We start from the raw sequence: 17,184 nt of genomic DNA on the forward strand, positions 1-17,184 counted from the left end.
AATGGAAGAGAAGCAGCTAAAAGGAGTGAATGGGATGTCAGAAGCATATAAAAACGCCGGTGTCGACATCGAAGCAGGATACGAAGCCGTCAAACGAATGAAAACACACGTGGAACGTACAAAAAGAGCAGGCGTCATGGGTGCTCTAGGCGGATTTGGCGGTATGTTTGATTTATCTGAGCTGCCATACAAAAAGCCCGTTCTTGTCTCAGGAACAGATGGTGTCGGAACAAAATTAAAGCTTGCCTTTTTAATGGATCAACACGATACGATCGGTGTTGATGCCGTGGCAATGTGTGTGAACGATGTGCTGGCACAAGGGGCAGAGCCGCTCTTTTTCTTAGATTACTTAGCAGTTGGTAAAGCAGATCCGATAAAAATTGAATCAATCGTCAAAGGTGTGGCTGACGGCTGTGAGCAGTCTGGTTCAGCGCTTGTCGGCGGAGAAACAGCAGAGATGCCGGGTCTTTACACAGAAGATGAATATGATATTGCTGGTTTTTCAGTAGGCGTCGTTGAAAAGGATGAAATTGTGACAGGAGAGAGCATCAAAGAGGGGCACTTGCTTATTGGACTCAGCTCAAGCGGAATTCATAGCAATGGGTACTCTCTTGTTCGTAAAGTATTGCTGGAAGACGCTGGTCTGGATCTGCATCAAACGTATGAACCTTTTACAAGACCGCTTGGAGAAGAGCTTCTTGAACCGACCAAAATTTATGTGAAGCCTGTTCTTAAACAAGTGAAAGCCGGCAAGATTGACGGCATGGCACATGTGACAGGCGGCGGCTTTATTGAAAATTTACCGCGTATGCTGCCTGAAGGGCTTGGCGTTGAGATTGATAACGGCTCATGGCCAGTACCGCCAATTTTCTCCTTTATTCAAGAAAAAGGACAGTTAAAGGCAGAAGAAATGTTCAACGTGTTTAATATGGGCATTGGTTTTGTCTTAGCGGTAAAAGAAGATGACCTTGTCGAAGTGATCAGAGGACTTGAAGAAGACGGAGAGAAAGCATTTCTCATCGGCCGTGTTCAAAAAGGAGAAGGTGTCACATTCGGCGGTGGAAGCCTCTCATGAAGAAGTTTGCGATCTTCGCCTCTGGAAGCGGGACGAATTTTCAAGCCATTATGGATACATTAAAAAAAGAACAGTGGCAGGCAGAAGCCGCCATTGTGATTTGTGATAAACCGGGTGCAAAGGTGCTGGAGCGTGCTGAGAAAGAGGGCATTCCCTCCTTTGCCTTTACCCCGAAGGCTTTTCCGAATAAAGCCGCTTTTGAACAAACGATTATTGAACAGCTTAGGCTGCATGAAGTGGAATGGATTTTCCTTGCTGGGTATATGAGACTGATTGGTCCAACATTACTTGAAGCATTCAGAGGGAAAATTGTCAATATCCACCCGTCCTTGCTGCCAGCCTTCCCAGGGCTGGATGCCATTGGACAAGCCTATCAAGCAGGCGTCAAAGTGGCGGGCATCACCGTCCATTTTGTCGATGAAGGCATGGATACAGGTCCGATTATTGACCAAGCGTCGATTTACATCGAACAAGGGGAAGAGCTTGAATCGATTGAAAAAAGAATGCATGAACTAGAACACACACTATATCCAAAAGTGATCAAATCACTTTTAGAATTATCTTAATGAGGTGACGAAGGCATGACAATCAAACGCGCATTAATCAGTGTTTCCGATAAAACGAATCTTGTACCTTTTGTGAAAGAATTAACAGAACTTGGTGTTGAAGTGATTTCAACTGGAGGTACACATAAGCTTCTTCAAGAGAACGGCATTGATGTCATTGGAATTTCAGAAGTCACTGGATTCCCTGAAATCATGGACGGACGACTCAAAACACTTCACCCGAACATTCATGGCGGGCTTTTAGCAGTGAGAGAAAACGATGAGCATATGGCACAGATTGAGAAGCATGGCATTCAGCCGATTGATCTTGTTGTCGTGAATCTCTATCCATTCAAAGAGACGATCTCAAAAGACGATGTGACGTATGAAGAAGCGATTGAAAACATTGATATTGGCGGACCGGGAATGCTTCGTGCAGCATCAAAAAACCACCAAGACGTCACAGTGATTGTCGATCCTCGTGACTATGATACAGTCATCCAGCAAATCAAAGAAGGCGGCGTGTCACTCGAGAAAAAACGTGAGCTCGCTGCAAAGGTATTCCGTCATACAGCTGCATACGATGCTCTGATTGCGGATTACTTAACAAACTTTGTGGGCGAAACAGAGCCAGAACAGTTCACTGTCACGTTTGAGAAAAAACAATCCCTTCGTTATGGAGAAAATCCGCACCAAGCGGCGACTTTCTATGAAAATGCTCTTCCAGCCAAAGGTTCATTGGCTACTGCAAAGCAATTACATGGAAAAGAACTTTCCTACAACAATATCAAAGATGCAGATGCCGCTCTTCAAATTGTACGTGAATTCACGGAGCCAGCAGCTGTTGCTGTGAAGCATATGAACCCGTGCGGCGTTGGTACAGGAGAAACGATTGCAGAAGCATTTGACAGAGCATTCAAGGCAGATGAGACGTCTATTTTTGGCGGCATTGTGGCACTTAACCGTGAAGTAGACAAACAAACGGCTGAGGTACTGCATACGATTTTCTTAGAAATTGTCATCGCCCCATCGTTCAGCCAAGAAGCACTTGACGTGTTAACAGCGAAAAAGAACCTTCGTCTATTAACATTAGATGTAGAAGCGGATCTTGGGAAAAAGGAAAAGCAGCTGACAAGTGTTCATGGCGGACTGCTTGTTCAGGATATTGACACGTACGGCTTAGAGGAAGCAACGATTTCTATTCCAACGAAAAGAGAACCAATAGAAGACGAATGGAAAGACTTAAAACTTGCTTGGAAAGTAGTCAAGCATGTGAAATCAAATGCTATTGTCCTTGCGAAAGATCAAATGACAGCAGGAATCGGTGCTGGTCAAATGAACCGCGTGGGCTCAGCTAACATTGCAATTGAGCAAGCTGGTGAAAAGGCAAAAGGAAGCGCACTAGGCTCTGATGCATTCTTCCCAATGGGCGATACAGTGGAAGCTGCTGCAAAGGCAGGCGTCACAGCGATCATTCAGCCAGGCGGATCTATTCGTGATGAAGAATCGATTCAAAAAGCAGATGAATACGGCATCGCCATGGTCTTCACTGGCGTTAGACATTTCAAACATTAAGGGGATGACAGTGTGAACGTATTAATTATCGGCAGAGGCGGAAGAGAGCATACCATCGCATGGAAAGTGAATCAAAGTGAACTTGTCAGCCAAGTATTTGTCGCACCCGGCAATGATGGAATGACAGATGCTGCGAAGCTTGTACCAATCGACGAAGGCGATCATGAGTCATTAATTCGTTTTGCAAAAGAAAACGAAATCGGCTTAACCATTGTCGGTCCAGAGGTCCCTTTAATCGCAGGTATCGTTGATGCATTTGAAGAAGCAGGTCTAAAAGTATTTGGACCGAATGCAAAAGCTGCGGTCATTGAAGGCTCAAAGGAATTTGCAAAAGACTTAATGAAGAACTACGATATCCCAACAGCCGCTTACGCTGCCTTTACATCGTTTGAAGAAGCAAAAGCATATGTAGAAGAAAAGGGTGCGCCGATTGTCATTAAAGCAGACGGGCTTGCCGCAGGGAAAGGCGTGACAGTGGCGATGACGCTTGAAGAGGCGGTCGATTGTCTGCATGATTTCTTAGAGGATGAAAAGTTTGGCGATGCAAGTGCATCTGTTGTCATCGAAGAATTTTTAACAGGCGAAGAATTTTCACTCATGGCCTTTGTCAACGGAGAAAAGGTGTACCCGATGGTGATTGCGCAGGATCACAAACGGGCCTTTGAAGATGACAAAGGGCCGAACACTGGCGGAATGGGCGCTTATTCACCAGTTCCGCAAATTTCAGATGAAGTGGTTCAGAAAGCCGTGGAAGATGTTGTGAAACCGGCAGCTCGCGCGATGGTGCAGGAAGGGCGTCCATTTACAGGCATTTTATATGCAGGCTTAATGCTGACACCAGAAGGCTCAAAGGTGATTGAATTCAATGCACGCTTTGGCGACCCTGAAACGCAGGTGGTTCTCCCTCGTCTTGAATCAGATCTAGTCCAAGTCTTCCTCGATATTCTTGATGGAAAAGATGTGGACTTACAGTGGAAAGACACTGCGGCTGTCAGTGTGGTTCTTGCATCAGAAGGATACCCGGAAGACTATGCAAAAGGCACACCGATCGGTGCCTTGCAAACGACTGTGTCTGATGTTGTGACCTTCCACGCAGGAACAAAAAAAGAAAACGATCAATTCGTCACAAATGGCGGCCGTGTAGCGAATGTAACCGCATTTGACGACACATTTGAAGCGGCAAGATCAAAAGTGTATGAAGCGGTTGAAGAAATCATACAGCCAGGTCTATTTTATCGCCGTGACATCGGTGCCCGTGCGCTGAAAGCTGCGGGGAAAAACGTTTAATCAAAACACCTTTCTATCTGACGAGATGGAAAGGTGTTTTTTGTTCATGAGAAGGGATGATGCTCGAATATGAAGAAGTAGTATGGGATGACGAGTTTATGAGGAGGCAGCATGGTCATTCAAGGAATTATTCTATTTGCAATCGTGTTACTTATTTTATTTATACTGTTCTCAAATCTCATCATGTATGAAGCGAGAAAGCAAAACAAAGCCAAAAAAGGCTCAGCCATTCGGTATATGATCATGTCGATTTTTTCTGGTATCGTCATTGTTTCATTTTCCATTTGGATTTTTTTTATTAGCTGATTTATAAGAGAGGATGAGTATATGGTGCAATTGAAGGAACTTGCGAATGAGCGTTTTTCTGCCTCGATCTGTATTGATTCATTTAATGAGCGAATCCGTTTGGATGACTACAGCGGCAGGGTGCGGGATGTGATTCAGTCGGTTCTTAAGGAAGCGGCAGCCTGCAAGGCTTCTAAGGTCATTGTGAAAGTCAGGCGTGAGCATATGCCTCTTTTTTTAGAAAAAGGCTTTCGCCTTGAAGGCGTGTTTTCTCATTATTTTCTTGGAAGTGATGCGTACGGCATGTCGCTCTTTCTGACGGAGGATCGAATGAACAGCCCGTATTGGCTGAAGGAAGATGAAATTGTGGCGTCTATTCAGGAAAAGTTTCTCAAAAAAGACCAAGGCACGTGGCAGGATGAGTATGTGATGAGGAAAGCGGATACGCAGGATATTCACAAGCTGGCAAAGCTCTATGATACCGTTTTTGAAACGTATCCTACGCCAATGAATGAGCCAGATTACATCCAAAAGGTGATGGAGGAAGGGACCGTCTTTTATGCCGTTGAACATGACGGTCACATTGTGAGTGCAGCATCCGCTGAAATCAATGAGCCGTATGGTCATGCGGAATTAACAGATTGTGCGACCCTTCCATCATACAGAAAACTAGGATTCATGCATCATTTGATTCTAGCACTCGAAAAAGAACTTCAATCCATGCACATCTATGTCTTTTATTCTCTCGCACGTGCACTGTCCTATGGAATGAACCAAGTGTTTTATCAGCTCGGCTATACGTATACCGGGCGTTTCCAAAACAACTGCTATATTTTTGACAAAATTGAAGATATGAATCTATGGGTGAAAACGCCGAATGAATCATGAAATGGTTCTCATCTGATCAAGCAGACCAGATAGGCGGTACGCCATGATACTGAGCTGCAGCTTCATCCGATCATCTGTAGATTTGAGACTGCAGCCTGTTCTCGTTTCAATTTGTTTCAGCCGGTAGCTTAATGTATGTCTGTGAATAAACAATTCTCCCGCAGATTTTTGAATATTTTCATTGTGTGCCAAATACACTTCGAGTGTATGGATCAGGTCAGCCCCCTGTTTTTTCGTATAAAGCAAGGGACTTAACAGCTCCACGTAAAAGTCATGCAAATTCATTCCCGCTTCATTCATTTCAAGCAGCATCCCGTATAAGCCGAGCTTTTGATAATGAATGATGCATTCGTCTGTCTTTAAAAGCGGAAGAAGCCTTGCTGCATACTGCGCTTCCTTCGCGCTTTTTGAAAAGAGACCGATCTGGTCATAGGCTCTCCCAATGCCAATCACAATCGGATGGACGGGAAAAAAATAAGACCAAGTGCTCCGGCACTCTTCTGCTGCACGATACCACTCCGCTTCTTGAAACGCTTTTTTTCCTGCCGGTGTAAGAACAAAAATGGAATCGAGCCTTGTCTTAAGTAAAAAAGGAATATGTCTGCGTTCAAATATCGACGTGAGCAATTGAGATAGGCGCTGCATCATTTGGTGATCGAGCTGTGTGTGCTGATGCTGAAATTGAAAGTAGATGACCACCTGCTCATCGCTCATATCGTATTGCAGCTTTGTTGCCTGTTCGACCACATAGCTTTCTTCTGTGTATTGCTGCTGCAAAATATCATCTAACAAATGACCTTGCATTTGGTTTTCTGTATCTTGAATGGCTTTTTGCTTCAGCCATTCAATCGCATACACCGCCCCGGCATGCTCGATGGCAATCGCGTCGAGATGATGCCACACATCCTTTTTCTTTAAAGATACAATAAATCCGAAAATATCGCCCATCGCAATCACTGGGCATGCAGCGAGGACAAACGCACCGCACGTGTCATAAACGAGCCTTCCTTTCTCCTCAGCCTGCTTGAGAAGAGGCGTCGTTTCGATTGGTTCATGATCTGTCAGAAAGCCAAAAGCAGGAGAGTACGTCACTTCATCTTTGATGAGATGAGCTGCGGTCTGATGTAAAAAAACATCAAGCACAACGATGTTCGCCGAAGTGAGGTGTGCCAGCTCATCTGTAATTTGGGTGACATTTTTATTGCTGACATTTAAATGGGTCAATCTTTGGTGAATGGCTGAAGAATATTTAAGCTGATGGAGCTGGCTGCTGACGATTTGCTCTAGGACGGCTTTTGTAATGTCTGAGAAGTTGACATGTGACGGAATCTCGATGAGTGGTATGCCGCTGTTTTTGGCAGCTTCGATCAGTGATGCAGGAATTTCCGTTAAGTACACGCCTTTATAAATCGCAATGGCCGATAGACGTTGAGATTGAATCAGCTCCTCAAGCCGGGCGCGCCTTTCTAGATTGTCTGCAAGTCCAAAGCCGGTTGTGACGAGCAGCTCCCCTTCTGAAAGCCTTGAAGTATCTTCGATAATTTCCACGATGGTCACCCACTGAATGAGGCGGTCCAGTCCATTTTCCCCAGCAAGCAGCTTTGTTTCCTTCATGATATCGAGCGAGAGTGCATCTTTGACGAGAATCGCCATAGACTCATGACCTCCTTTTGAACACTCTTATACACGATGTATAAAAAATGCGTGTGAAATTCGGGCATGTGGCGAATGGAGGATGACTGCCCTCTTGATTAAGCTAATCTTATAACAAGTATACAAAATTTTCTTGCGATTCATGAAAAAAGAAAGATGCAGCTGCTGACGAGAGAGGGAGGAATGACAAAGTGGAGACCCGGGATTACTTAATCAAACCGATGTTGAATCAGCATTATCCTGTGGCTGTGAAAGGAGAGGGGATTTATTTATATGATCGGGACGGGAAAAAATATTTAGACGGCTCATCGGGTGCTGTCACGGCGAGTATTGGACATGGCATACGAGACATCATTGATGCCATGACAGAGCAAGCGGAAAAGGTGAGCTTTACGTACAGATCACAATTCACAAATGAACCAGCAGAAGAACTTGCCTATGAATTGAGTACGCTCTGCCCAGGGAACCTGAACTGGTCTTTTTTTGTCGGAAGCGGATCAGAGGCAACAGAGACCGCCATGAAAATTGCCATTCAGCATTGGCAGGAGCAGGGGAAGGCTGAGAAGAATCACATCATCTCAAGATGGATGAGTTATCACGGAATCACTCTCGGTGCGCTGTCGATGTCAGGTCATATTGCTAGGAGAGAGCGCTTTGAACCACTGCTCGAAAAACACCCGGTGCTGTCTCCGCCATACAGCTATCGTTCGTGGCTGCCAAAGGAAGAAAGCAAGCAGGTCGAATGGTATGTACAGGAATTTAAAACTGTCATCCAGCGTATAGGAAAAGAGAGGATTGCGGCTTTTATTGCAGAGCCGATTGTTGGAGCAGCGGGTGCGGCGCTTGTTCCGCCAGACGGATATTTTGCGGCGATGAAGCGAGTTTGTGAGGAAAACGATATTTTAATGATTGCAGATGAAGTCATGACAGGCTTTGGACGAACTGGGAAAATGTTTGCCATGGAACATTGGGGCGTCGTACCGGATATTATGGTACTCGGAAAAGGCATGAGCGCCGGCTATGCACCGATTGCTGCAGCTGTCTCAGCGGATCATGTGATTGCACCGATTCTCAGCGGTTCGGGCTCTGTGATGGCAGGCCACACTTATAGCGGCAATCCGCTTTCAGCAGCCGTCTCACTGGCTGTCATTCGATATATGAAAAAACACCAGCTTTCAGAACGGGCTGATCTGTCTGGCCGATATTTAATGAATGCTTTAAAGGATTTGCAAACAAAACATTCCATCATAGGAGATGTGAGAGGAAAGGGGCTGCTCATTGGCATTGAATTTGTCGCAGACCGATTATCGAAAACACCATTTCCTGCCCATGCTCAAATGACACATTTAGTTGTGGAGACGGCCAAGCAAAATGGTTTGCTTGTTTACCCAGCAAGCGCTGGAGAGGATGGAGTGGGAGGTGCAGCAGTCATGATCGCACCGCCGCTTTCCATTACGCAGCAGGAGATGGATGAACTGATTCATTTATTCGGGCAGACAATGACACAGGTCGAGCAAGAAGTCATCAATCGAGGGTTTTTCCCATCTGCCATGTAGGGAGGAAAGAGGATGAACAAAACAGCGAACTTTGATCAAGTCATCACGCATTTTAGAGACGGAATGACCATTATGTTTGGCGGGTTTGGCGGTGTAGGCTCCCCGCCATCATTGATCGATGCCATCCTAGAAGCCAATATTAAAGATCTGACATTGATCGGAAACGATGCAGGCTTCCCGCAAATCGGTGTTGGCAGGCTGATCACAGAAGGAAGAGTGAAGAAAATCATTGCCTCTCATATTGGCTCAAATCCAATTGCCGGGCAGAAAATGCAGGCGGGTACACTAGACGTTCTTTTTTACCCGCAGGGCATCCTGGCAGAAAAGATCAGGGCAGGCGGGATGGGTTTAGCGGGCATTGTGACAGATGTCGGCATGGATAGCCTCAATCTTGATGAGAAACAATTGGTTCCGCTGGATGGAAAGAAGTATATTCTTGAACCTGCACTGACTGCGGATATCGCGATTGTGAATGCCCTCAAAGCAGATGAAGCAGGGAACCTGATTTTTGATAAAAGTGCGCGGAATACAAACCCGATTGTGGCGATGGCAGGAGACTGGACCATTGCGGAAGTAGAAGAGATTGTGCCTGTGGGCGGGCTTCATCCAGAGGAAATCGTCACACCAGGCGTATTTGTGAACCAGATCGTGCAATCAAAAGGAGTGAACTGGACATGGGCATGGGAGACATCGATTTAAGACACCGCATAGCCAAACGCGCGGCACAGGAAATTGAAGATGGCATGATTGTGAATCTTGGGATCGGCATCCCGACCCTTGCAGCTGACTACATCCCAGCACATTACGAGGTGTGGCTGCATGCAGAAAACGGCATTATGGGGGCAGGCGCTTCACCAGTACGAGGGGAAGAAGATCCGAACTTGTGCAATGCCGGGGGTTTTCCCATTACGTTAACAAAAGGCGGATCATATATGGACAGCACAACCGCTTTTGGCATCATTCGCAAAGGGATGCTGGATATGACCATTTTAGGTGCACTTGAAGTTAGCAGTCATGGGGATCTTGCCAATTGGATTGTGCCAGGGAAACGAGTGCCGGGTATGGGTGGAGCCATTGAACTTGCGCAAAAAGCGAAAAAGGTGGTGGTCGTGATGAGCCACCTTGATAAACATGGACAATCTAAGATAAAAGCAGCCTGCACGCTGCCTTTAACAGCTAAGTCTTGTGTGGACTTGATTATTACAGATATGGCAGTCATTGAAGTCAAGTCACAGCTGCTCATTTTGCGTGAAGTCATGCCGCCGTATCAGCCGGAAGATGTCATGAGGGCGACAGAGGCGCCGCTCATTTTAGCGCCTGATGTCAAATCTGTTGTGTAGAAAGGATGACTGACTTGCAGCCAACCACACGTATCAGAAATTGGATGAAAGAGCATAAGGAGGAAGCCGTGACGCTTCTTCAGCAAATGGTGCAATGTGACAGCACACAAGGAAATGAGCAAGAAGTACAGCAAATCGTAGCAAATAAACTTTCTGCCATTGGTTTTGATGTTGACGTATGGGACATTGGCGGAGATGACTTGCTGAATCATCCGTATTTTTATTCCCCGAGACGTTCTTTTAAAGGAAGTCCTAATGTCGCCGGACGATTGAAAGGTAAAGGCGGCGGCAAATCCATTTTATTAAATGGGCATGTGGATGTTGTCCCGGCAGGAGATCACAAACAATGGACATATCCGCCCTACAGCGGGCATATCATAAACGGGAGACTTTATGGACGCGGGGCAACAGATATGAAAGGTGGAAACGTTTCTTTACTCTTTGCACTTGAAGCACTGCATGCGCTTCAGATTCCGCTGAAGGGAGATGTCGTGTTTCATAGTGTTGTCGAAGAAGAGAGCGGCGGCGCAGGCACCCTTGCAGCCATACTGAGAGGATATACAGCAGATGCAGCCATCATTCCAGAGCCAAGTCATATGAAAATCTTTCCGATTCAGCAAGGATCTAAATGGTTCAGACTGCATATTAAAGGAAGGGCTGCTCATGGCGGAACAAGATATCACGGCGTTTCTGCTATTGAAAAGAGCACGATAGTCCTTTCACATATAGCGGCACTTGAAGAAAAAAGAAATCAGCGAATCACTGAGCCGCTGTTTCAGCATATCCCAATCCCGATCCCAATCAATATCGGGAAAATTCAAGGCGGTGATTGGCCATCCTCTGTAGCAGACGTTGTCACAATGGAAGGGAGACTCGGGGTGATGCCGGGTGAGACGGTAGAACAGGCAGAAAAGGAACTAGAAAATTGGATGGCAGAACTCGGAGAAAAAGATGAATGGTTCCAAGAGCATCCTGTTGAGGTCGAATGGTTTGGTGCAAGATGGCTTCCGGGTTCAATCGATACAGATCATCCGCTTTTAGGTTTATTGAAGGAACAATATGAAGCGGTCATGAAGCAGCCGCCGAAAATCGAAGCCGCCCCTTGGGGAACGGACGGCGGATTACTGTCACAGGCAGCAGGTATTCCAATCATCGTGTTTGGACCTGGAACAACGGAGCTTGCCCATTTTCCGAATGAATCCATCGACATTGAGCATGTGATTGAAGCAGCAGAAATTATTGCAGGGACAATGGTCGAATGGTGTGAAGCAGCGGAATGAGATGAAAATGATCACAAAAAAAGAAGGCTGCCTTACTCAGCCTTCTCTTTATGTGTGTCCTGCTGCTCACACATATATGTCACTGGACAAAAACGAAGAATGCCAGATCCCAGTTTCATACCGCCAAACATGATGCTCAAAAGCAGCATTTTACTCCATGGTTTTCTAGCATATAAGGATCCAGCTACAGTACATATTGTCATTCCGCAGGCAATTCTAATGAGCGCTTCCATTAAGCCGAGATTAGGTTTCATTGAAGGTGAATCTCCTTTTTTAAATTATTTTAAGTGTGATTTCAAGAAATTGTAACGTTTCATTAATGCGTAACGTAATTCGTTATGTTACGATAGGGCTAATACAAATGAAGGAGAGTATGTGAATGTCCGAACGTACTTTTAATTGGAGAAACAATGACATCCGCACACAAATCGATGTAGTCGACTCAAAAATAGTTCCAACACTCCTTTTAACGAATGGACTCGTGCTTAACCCGTTTTTGAAGCAATGGGTGAAGGCAAATATTTGGATACATGATGATCGAATTGTTTATGTCGGAGCAGAGCTTCCTCAAAATAAAACAGCTAAACGTGTGATTGATTGTGAAGGGAAATACATTGTGCCTGGGTATATAGAGCCTCACGCGCATCCGTTCCATATTTATAATCCCCAATCACTTGCAGAATATGTGTCTCAATTTGGCACAACGACAATGGTCAGCGATAACTTATTTCTTCTTTTGCAAAGCAATGAAAAGAAAGCGCTTTCCACTCTATGTGAATTAAAAAAGCAGCCATTTCAGTATTTCTGGTGGTCCAGATACGATCTTCAAACGGAAGTCAGATATGAAGATGAGATGCTGCCAGTTAACTACCGGAAGGAATGGATTGATCATCCTGACGTCCTCCAAGGCGGCGAATTAACAAGCTGGCCAAGATTGATGGACGGTGATGATCTCATTTTATATTGCATGCAAGAAACGAAGAAGCAGAGAAAACGAATTGAAGGGCATTTCCCAGGAGCTTCTGAGAAAACGCTAACAAAAATGAAGCTGTTTGGCGCGGACAGTGATCATGAAGCGATGAATGCGGACGATGTGTTAAAACGCTTGTCCCTTGGCTATCATGTTTCATTGCGGCATTCTTCCATCCGTCCAGATTTAGTGAACATTTTAAGAGAACTGCATGAGCGTGACTTTAGACACTATGACCACTTTTTCTATACAACAGATGGTGCTGCTCCTCACTTTTATGAGGAAGGCATGATTAACCGTTTGATTTCGATTGCCCTTGAAGAAGGCGTGCCGATCATTGATGCGTATAATATGGCGACATTTAACATTGCAAAATACCATCAAATTGATGATTTATTAGGCGTTGTTGGCCCAGGCCGGCTGGCTTCTATAAATATTTTAGACGATCCAATGAACCCAAATCCTGAAACGGTGATATCTAAAGGGGTTATTCTCAAATTAGATGGCGAGAACCAGCATCAATTCCAAGAAACAAAATGGGAAAATGGCGGGCTGGCTCCATTAGATTTAGGCTACGACCTCACGATGAGTGATTTGCAATTTTCTATGCCGCTAGGTGTCAAGATGAGAAATGCCGTTATTATGGAGCCTTATACAGTGGAAATTGATAACTCCATCAACCAGCTCTCATGTGACCATGATCAAAGCTTCTTTAGCCTGATTGACCGAAAAGGCGAGTGGCGTGTGAATACGATGCTAAAAGGGTTCGCAAATAAAGTGCAGGGCTTTGTCAGCTCATTTTCGCTCACGGGTGATATTTTAGTGATTGGGAAAAATAAAGAAGATATGATGCTGGCACATAAGCGGATGAAAGAAATTGGCGGGGGAATCGTCCTCACAGAGAACGGGAAAATTTTGCACGAAATCCCGCTGCAATTATCAGGCTGTGCATCGGCTGAACCATTTGAGACTGTTCTTCAGCAGGAACAAACATTACGCGAGCTGCTCATTGAGCGCGGCTATCCATTTGACTGCCCAATTGATACACTTGTCTTTTTCCAAAGTACACATTTGCCTTATATTCGAGTGACACCAAGAGGAATATTTGATGTCATGAAAAAAACTGTACTCTTTCCGTCTATAATGCGTTAAAATATAACAGAGTGGAGCTGTATCATCTTTGCTGGATTTCTGACTGCTGTTATAGGGCAGAAGTGAGCCATGGTTCTCTTCACTGCCATGTAAGTGATCATGATCTTATGTGGAGCTGTTGACAAAGCAGAGGGCTTTGACATGACGAATGAAGTACTCTAATTGTAAAATGAATCTGCCGGTTACGCTGACCGGCCAACATATTTTGAATAATCCGAGCAAGGCGGGGCGCATATTTGTGGTCTCGCCGAGCTTTCTGCAAAGCCTGTATATGAGGGCAGAAGACCTAACCAAGCAGAAGTCATCTTTATACCGGAAGCAAACAAGTTTGTCAGATTGTCATACAAGGAAAATGACAGAACTTGTCGAATTTGTTTACGATAAAGAAGCTTCGGCTTACGAAAGAACCTGACGGCATTTTCAGCGTAGAACCAAACCTGTCATGATCTGTTCAAAGCTCATTGCTGAGGTTTTAAAAAAATTAGTCAGGAAAGATACCGCTTTCTTAGAAGAAGATCGTGCGAAGCGGTGTGGCAATAGTAAAGGAGAAGATGTATTAAGATGCAAATTGATAAATTAAGGGGCAAAAGCTTAGATCAGTTATTCAACTCCATCTTATCCCTTAAAGACCTGGAAGAATGTTATCGATTCTTTGATGATTTATGTACCATCAATGAAATCCAATCTTTATCACAGCGTCTTGAAGTAGCGCGTATGCTTCGCGAGGGAAACACGTATCATAAAATTGAGACGGAAACAGGTGCAAGCACTGCAACTATCTCACGTGTCAAACGCTGCTTGAACTACGGAAACGATGCCTATACGATGGCACTTGACCGCGTAGCAGAACAGCAGGAAAATAACGAAACAAAATAAAGCAGCTTTCACTGTAAACAATCCTTTTTACGAAAAATGGACTTGTTTACAGTTTTTTTATGAAAAGGCGGGCAGGGGCTGATAAAGTGCCCCTGTTTTTTACTTTAGCTCGCCCATAAACCATCTTTCTCCCTCATAGGAGATGCCATCTTCGCTTGAGATGATTTCCTTAAACTCTACTGCTTGCAAACTTTATACGAAAATGTCAATAAAAAAAGGCGCGTTTCCGCACCTTTTCGAGCTAGACAGATGGCTGTGTGCCTGAGAACATCGGCACTTCGCTTGTTTCACCATTCTCTTGTCTAAAAATAATATGTTTTTCATTAAAATGAATAGGCGATTCTATTCCCGCAGCTGCGGATAAGTTAAACAAACCTTCTCTAAGAGACAGGATATAATTGCACACTCGGTATTTTTTTTCTTCAATTGATAAACCCTTTTGCAGCTTTGGGTCAGTCGTGGCGACGCCGACTGGGCATTTATTCGTGTGGCAGACTTGGGCGCGAATGCATCCGACTGAAAACATGAGTCCTCTGGCAATATTCACAAAGTCAGCTCCCATTGAAAGGGCAATCGCAATTTTATCAGGCGAGAGAAGTTTGCCAGAAGCAAAGAGCTTCACCTGATCTCTAACCCCGTATTCTTTCAATATTTGATGAACCATTGGGAGTGCCGTGAAAATCGGCAGCCCGGCGGAATCCGCCAATTCATGAAAGGACGCCCCTGTACCGCCTTCTCCGCCATCCACTGTAATGAAATCAGGGTGTTTCCCGCTTTTTTTCATATAGCTGGCAAGCTCTTCAATATTTTCTTTATGGCCGACAACAAGTTTGATTCCAACTGGTTTTCCGCCTATACTCCGCAGCTGTTCAATGAAATCAAACATGTCAGGAATGGAGTGGAACATCTCAAAGCGGTTTGGGCTGTCAATGGATTGGTGAGGCGGTAATTTACGGATATTCGCTATTTCTTCCGTCACTTTTTCGCCGTCAATATGACCGCCGCGTGTTTTTGCTCCTTGTGCCAGCTTGAGTTCAAAGGCTTTGACTTCCTCGTGTTCGCTTTTTTTCTTGAATTCTTCAAAGGAAAATGCGCCATCTTCTGTTCTGACGCCAAATAAACCGGGCCCAATCTGGCAAATGATATCTGCGCCGCCTTTGAGATGATAAGGAGAAAGCCCGCCTTCACCTGTGTTCATCCACGTACCGCCGGCCATTTTTAAACCTGAGGATAGAGCTGTAATCGCCCTGTCGCCTAAGGAGCCGTAACTCATGGCGGATTGACCGATCAGTCCTTTTACATGGAAAGGCTTTTGACATGTGTGTTCGCCAATGACTTGTACATCCTCTTGATGGAGAAAGTAAGGCTTTGCTTCGACTTCTTTGAAATGTTCACTTCTTCGCAGTAAATTGTCTTGATCAATCTGATACACTTTTGTTTTAATTTTTTCAGATTGATCGATTCGTAGTTCATCTCGCTGCTTTGGAAACAGGACGTTTCGAATGTAATAGCCTGGCTTGTCAAAATCACGTTTTGATCCAAAACCCATCGTCCGGCTTTTGTACTTCCCAGACATGACCGCCTGTTCGTATTCTCTTCTTGAGAAGGGCAGCTCCTCTCGGTCATTCAGAAAGAGATATTGGCGAAGCTCAGGTCCTATTTTTTCAAAAATAAACCGCAGCTTTCCAATGACCGGATAATTTCGCAGAACTGAATGCTCTTCTTGTTTTTCATCTCTCATCCAAATCCAGATTAGTAGAATGATTGGGATGATCAAACAAATGACTAGTAATGCGCTGATGACAATTAAGGTTGTGGTCATGAAGTTCCCCTCTTTTCTCTTTCATTGCTGTTGTTATTCCACTTTTTAATGAAAGAGAAACCACATCAACATATTGTGACGTTTAGAAATGAAAAGGCGGGGTAACTTACAAATAAGATCATAAGGGGAGGGAACATACATGAATAAGCGTCCAAATGCGTATGTACTTGCAGGATTAGGGGTTGGAGGAGCTGTGTTATTAGCGGTAAAAAATAAACAGCATCTGAAAAAATGGGCAAGCATGTTCCGGTCAGATGAAAAGATTCCTGAAAAAGCCGGCCACCCAGATCCATTAGATATCCAAGACAACAAAATGGTCGACGAAGGGGCCATGACATCCGTCCATTATTTTAATGAAGCGAGACAATAATTTGAAAAAACCGTTTTGAAAGATCAAAACGGTTTTTTTCTTGTGATGTTATAGCGAAGAGGATCGACAATAGTAAAACCGATCAGCTCATTGTGATCAGGTGTTGAGAATTGGAATTCAACGCCTGACAGTTGATAGGTTGAGAGAATTTCCTGATCCGTCAAACGTAAAGAAAGATCATCCTCATATACCGGTACGTTCCGCAGGACCTTGGATTCTTCTGCAAATAACTCCAAGCCAGCCACTCGGCCCTCTTGATCGATATCTACATTGACACATTCATTGACATCTAATTCAATGGTTTCTTTAATTTTCATATACTCCGCTTGCGGGGTGATATAGATGTATCCGATGTCTATATTTTGTTCATATGTGATCGTTCTTTTCAACTGAATCACTTCTCTCAATAGATGGTTTTTAAATCTATAGTAAAATATTCCTTTATTGTATAATAGCATGTGACAAAGTGCCAAAATATCAACCTTTTTCAGCTTTCTCCAGCAATTTTAT

The 17,184-nt window shown here is 44.5% G+C and carries 17 protein-coding genes; 13 read left to right on the plus strand and 4 right to left on the minus strand.

Annotated elements, in window-relative coordinates; genetic code table 11:
* Positions 1–34 precede the first annotated feature (34 nt).
* The 6 genes from purM (at position 35) to ablB (ending at position 5,655) form a co-directional block, all read left to right on the plus strand.
* Positions 35–1,075 (plus strand): phosphoribosylformylglycinamidine cyclo-ligase, encoded by a 1,041-nt coding sequence (purM, locus tag M1D81_RS03310; RefSeq protein WP_024424511.1) that lies wholly within the window; start codon positions 35–37, stop codon positions 1,073–1,075.
* Positions 1,072–1,641 (plus strand): phosphoribosylglycinamide formyltransferase, encoded by a 570-nt coding sequence (gene purN / locus M1D81_RS03315; protein WP_041108687.1) that lies wholly within the window; start codon positions 1,072–1,074, stop codon positions 1,639–1,641. The genes purM and purN overlap by 4 nt, the downstream gene beginning before the upstream one ends.
* Positions 1,642–1,656: 15 nt before the next feature.
* Positions 1,657–3,195, plus strand: a complete 1,539-nt coding sequence (gene purH / locus M1D81_RS03320; protein ID WP_456265644.1) for a bifunctional phosphoribosylaminoimidazolecarboxamide formyltransferase/IMP cyclohydrolase — start codon at positions 1,657–1,659, stop codon at positions 3,193–3,195.
* Between the two features lie 12 nt (positions 3,196–3,207).
* Positions 3,208–4,482 carry a phosphoribosylamine--glycine ligase gene (gene purD / locus M1D81_RS03325; RefSeq protein ID WP_456265643.1) on the plus strand — a complete coding sequence of 425 codons (1,275 nt, stop codon included), beginning with the start codon at positions 3,208–3,210 and terminating at the stop codon, positions 4,480–4,482.
* Between the two features lie 111 nt (positions 4,483–4,593).
* Positions 4,594–4,788 (plus strand): hypothetical protein, encoded by a 195-nt coding sequence (locus M1D81_RS03330; protein WP_024424515.1) that lies wholly within the window; start codon positions 4,594–4,596, stop codon positions 4,786–4,788.
* Positions 4,789–4,809: 21 nt separating this feature from the next.
* Positions 4,810–5,655, plus strand: coding sequence for a putative beta-lysine N-acetyltransferase (gene ablB, locus M1D81_RS03335; protein WP_456265642.1), 846 nt, complete (start codon positions 4,810–4,812; stop codon positions 5,653–5,655).
* On the opposite strand, the gene M1D81_RS03340 is transcribed toward ablB, so the two are convergent.
* Positions 5,650–7,308, minus strand: coding sequence for a PucR family transcriptional regulator (locus tag M1D81_RS03340; RefSeq protein ID WP_456265641.1), 1,659 nt, complete (start codon positions 7,306–7,308; stop codon positions 5,650–5,652). The two genes, ablB and M1D81_RS03340, sit on opposite strands and share 6 nt — an antisense overlap.
* A 191-nt stretch (positions 7,309–7,499) precedes the next feature.
* Here M1D81_RS03340 and M1D81_RS03345 point away from each other — a divergent pair, with 191 nt between their 5' ends.
* The 4 genes from M1D81_RS03345 to M1D81_RS03360 are packed head-to-tail and all read left to right on the plus strand — an operon-like array spanning position 7,500 to position 11,484.
* Positions 7,500–8,864 (plus strand): aspartate aminotransferase family protein, encoded by a 1,365-nt coding sequence (locus M1D81_RS03345; protein ID WP_025092628.1) that lies wholly within the window; start codon positions 7,500–7,502, stop codon positions 8,862–8,864.
* A 12-nt stretch (positions 8,865–8,876) separates the two neighbouring features.
* Positions 8,877–9,563 carry a CoA transferase subunit A gene (locus M1D81_RS03350; RefSeq protein WP_456265640.1) on the plus strand — a complete coding sequence of 229 codons (687 nt, stop codon included), beginning with the start codon at positions 8,877–8,879 and terminating at the stop codon, positions 9,561–9,563.
* A complete protein-coding gene (locus M1D81_RS03355; RefSeq protein WP_456265639.1) occupies positions 9,539–10,204 on the plus strand; it encodes a 3-oxoacid CoA-transferase subunit B in 666 nt (221 codons plus the stop codon). The genes M1D81_RS03350 and M1D81_RS03355 overlap by 25 nt, the downstream gene beginning before the upstream one ends.
* 14 nt (positions 10,205–10,218) lie before the next feature.
* On the plus strand, positions 10,219–11,484 hold the full coding sequence (locus M1D81_RS03360) for a peptidase (RefSeq protein ID WP_456265638.1): 1,266 nt from the start codon (positions 10,219–10,221) through the stop codon (positions 11,482–11,484).
* 32 nt (positions 11,485–11,516) lie between these two features.
* Here the strand turns inward: M1D81_RS03360 and M1D81_RS03365 are convergent, their stop codons facing one another.
* The gene (locus M1D81_RS03365) at positions 11,517–11,738 is read right to left on the minus strand and encodes a YgaP family membrane protein (RefSeq protein WP_034623033.1); all 222 of its coding nucleotides are present in this window, start codon (positions 11,736–11,738) and stop codon (positions 11,517–11,519) included.
* A 125-nt stretch (positions 11,739–11,863) separates the two neighbouring features.
* Here M1D81_RS03365 and M1D81_RS03370 point away from each other — a divergent pair, with 125 nt between their 5' ends.
* Together M1D81_RS03370 and M1D81_RS03375 are read left to right on the plus strand one after the other, a co-directional pair.
* On the plus strand, positions 11,864–13,606 hold the full coding sequence (locus M1D81_RS03370) for an adenine deaminase C-terminal domain-containing protein (RefSeq protein ID WP_456265637.1): 1,743 nt from the start codon (positions 11,864–11,866) through the stop codon (positions 13,604–13,606).
* Positions 13,607–14,167: 561 nt separating this feature from the next.
* Positions 14,168–14,482, plus strand: coding sequence for a YerC/YecD family TrpR-related protein (locus tag M1D81_RS03375; protein WP_024424524.1), 315 nt, complete (start codon positions 14,168–14,170; stop codon positions 14,480–14,482).
* Between the two features lie 241 nt (positions 14,483–14,723).
* On the opposite strand, the gene M1D81_RS03380 is transcribed toward M1D81_RS03375, so the two are convergent.
* A complete protein-coding gene (locus M1D81_RS03380; RefSeq protein WP_456265636.1) occupies positions 14,724–16,304 on the minus strand; it encodes an FMN-binding glutamate synthase family protein in 1,581 nt (526 codons plus the stop codon).
* 139 nt (positions 16,305–16,443) lie between these two features.
* On the opposite strand from M1D81_RS03380, the gene M1D81_RS03385 reads away from it, so the two are divergent.
* Complete coding sequence (locus M1D81_RS03385; protein ID WP_024426686.1) at positions 16,444–16,674, plus strand: hypothetical protein; 231 nt, start codon at positions 16,444–16,446, stop codon at positions 16,672–16,674.
* A gap of 23 nt (positions 16,675–16,697) precedes the next feature.
* Here the strand turns inward: M1D81_RS03385 and M1D81_RS03390 are convergent, their stop codons facing one another.
* On the minus strand, positions 16,698–17,063 hold the full coding sequence (locus M1D81_RS03390) for a DUF2283 domain-containing protein (RefSeq protein WP_456265635.1): 366 nt from the start codon (positions 17,061–17,063) through the stop codon (positions 16,698–16,700).
* Positions 17,064–17,184: the final 121 nt, after the last annotated feature.

It is taken from the genome of Bacillus sp. JZ105 (assembly GCF_053903125.1).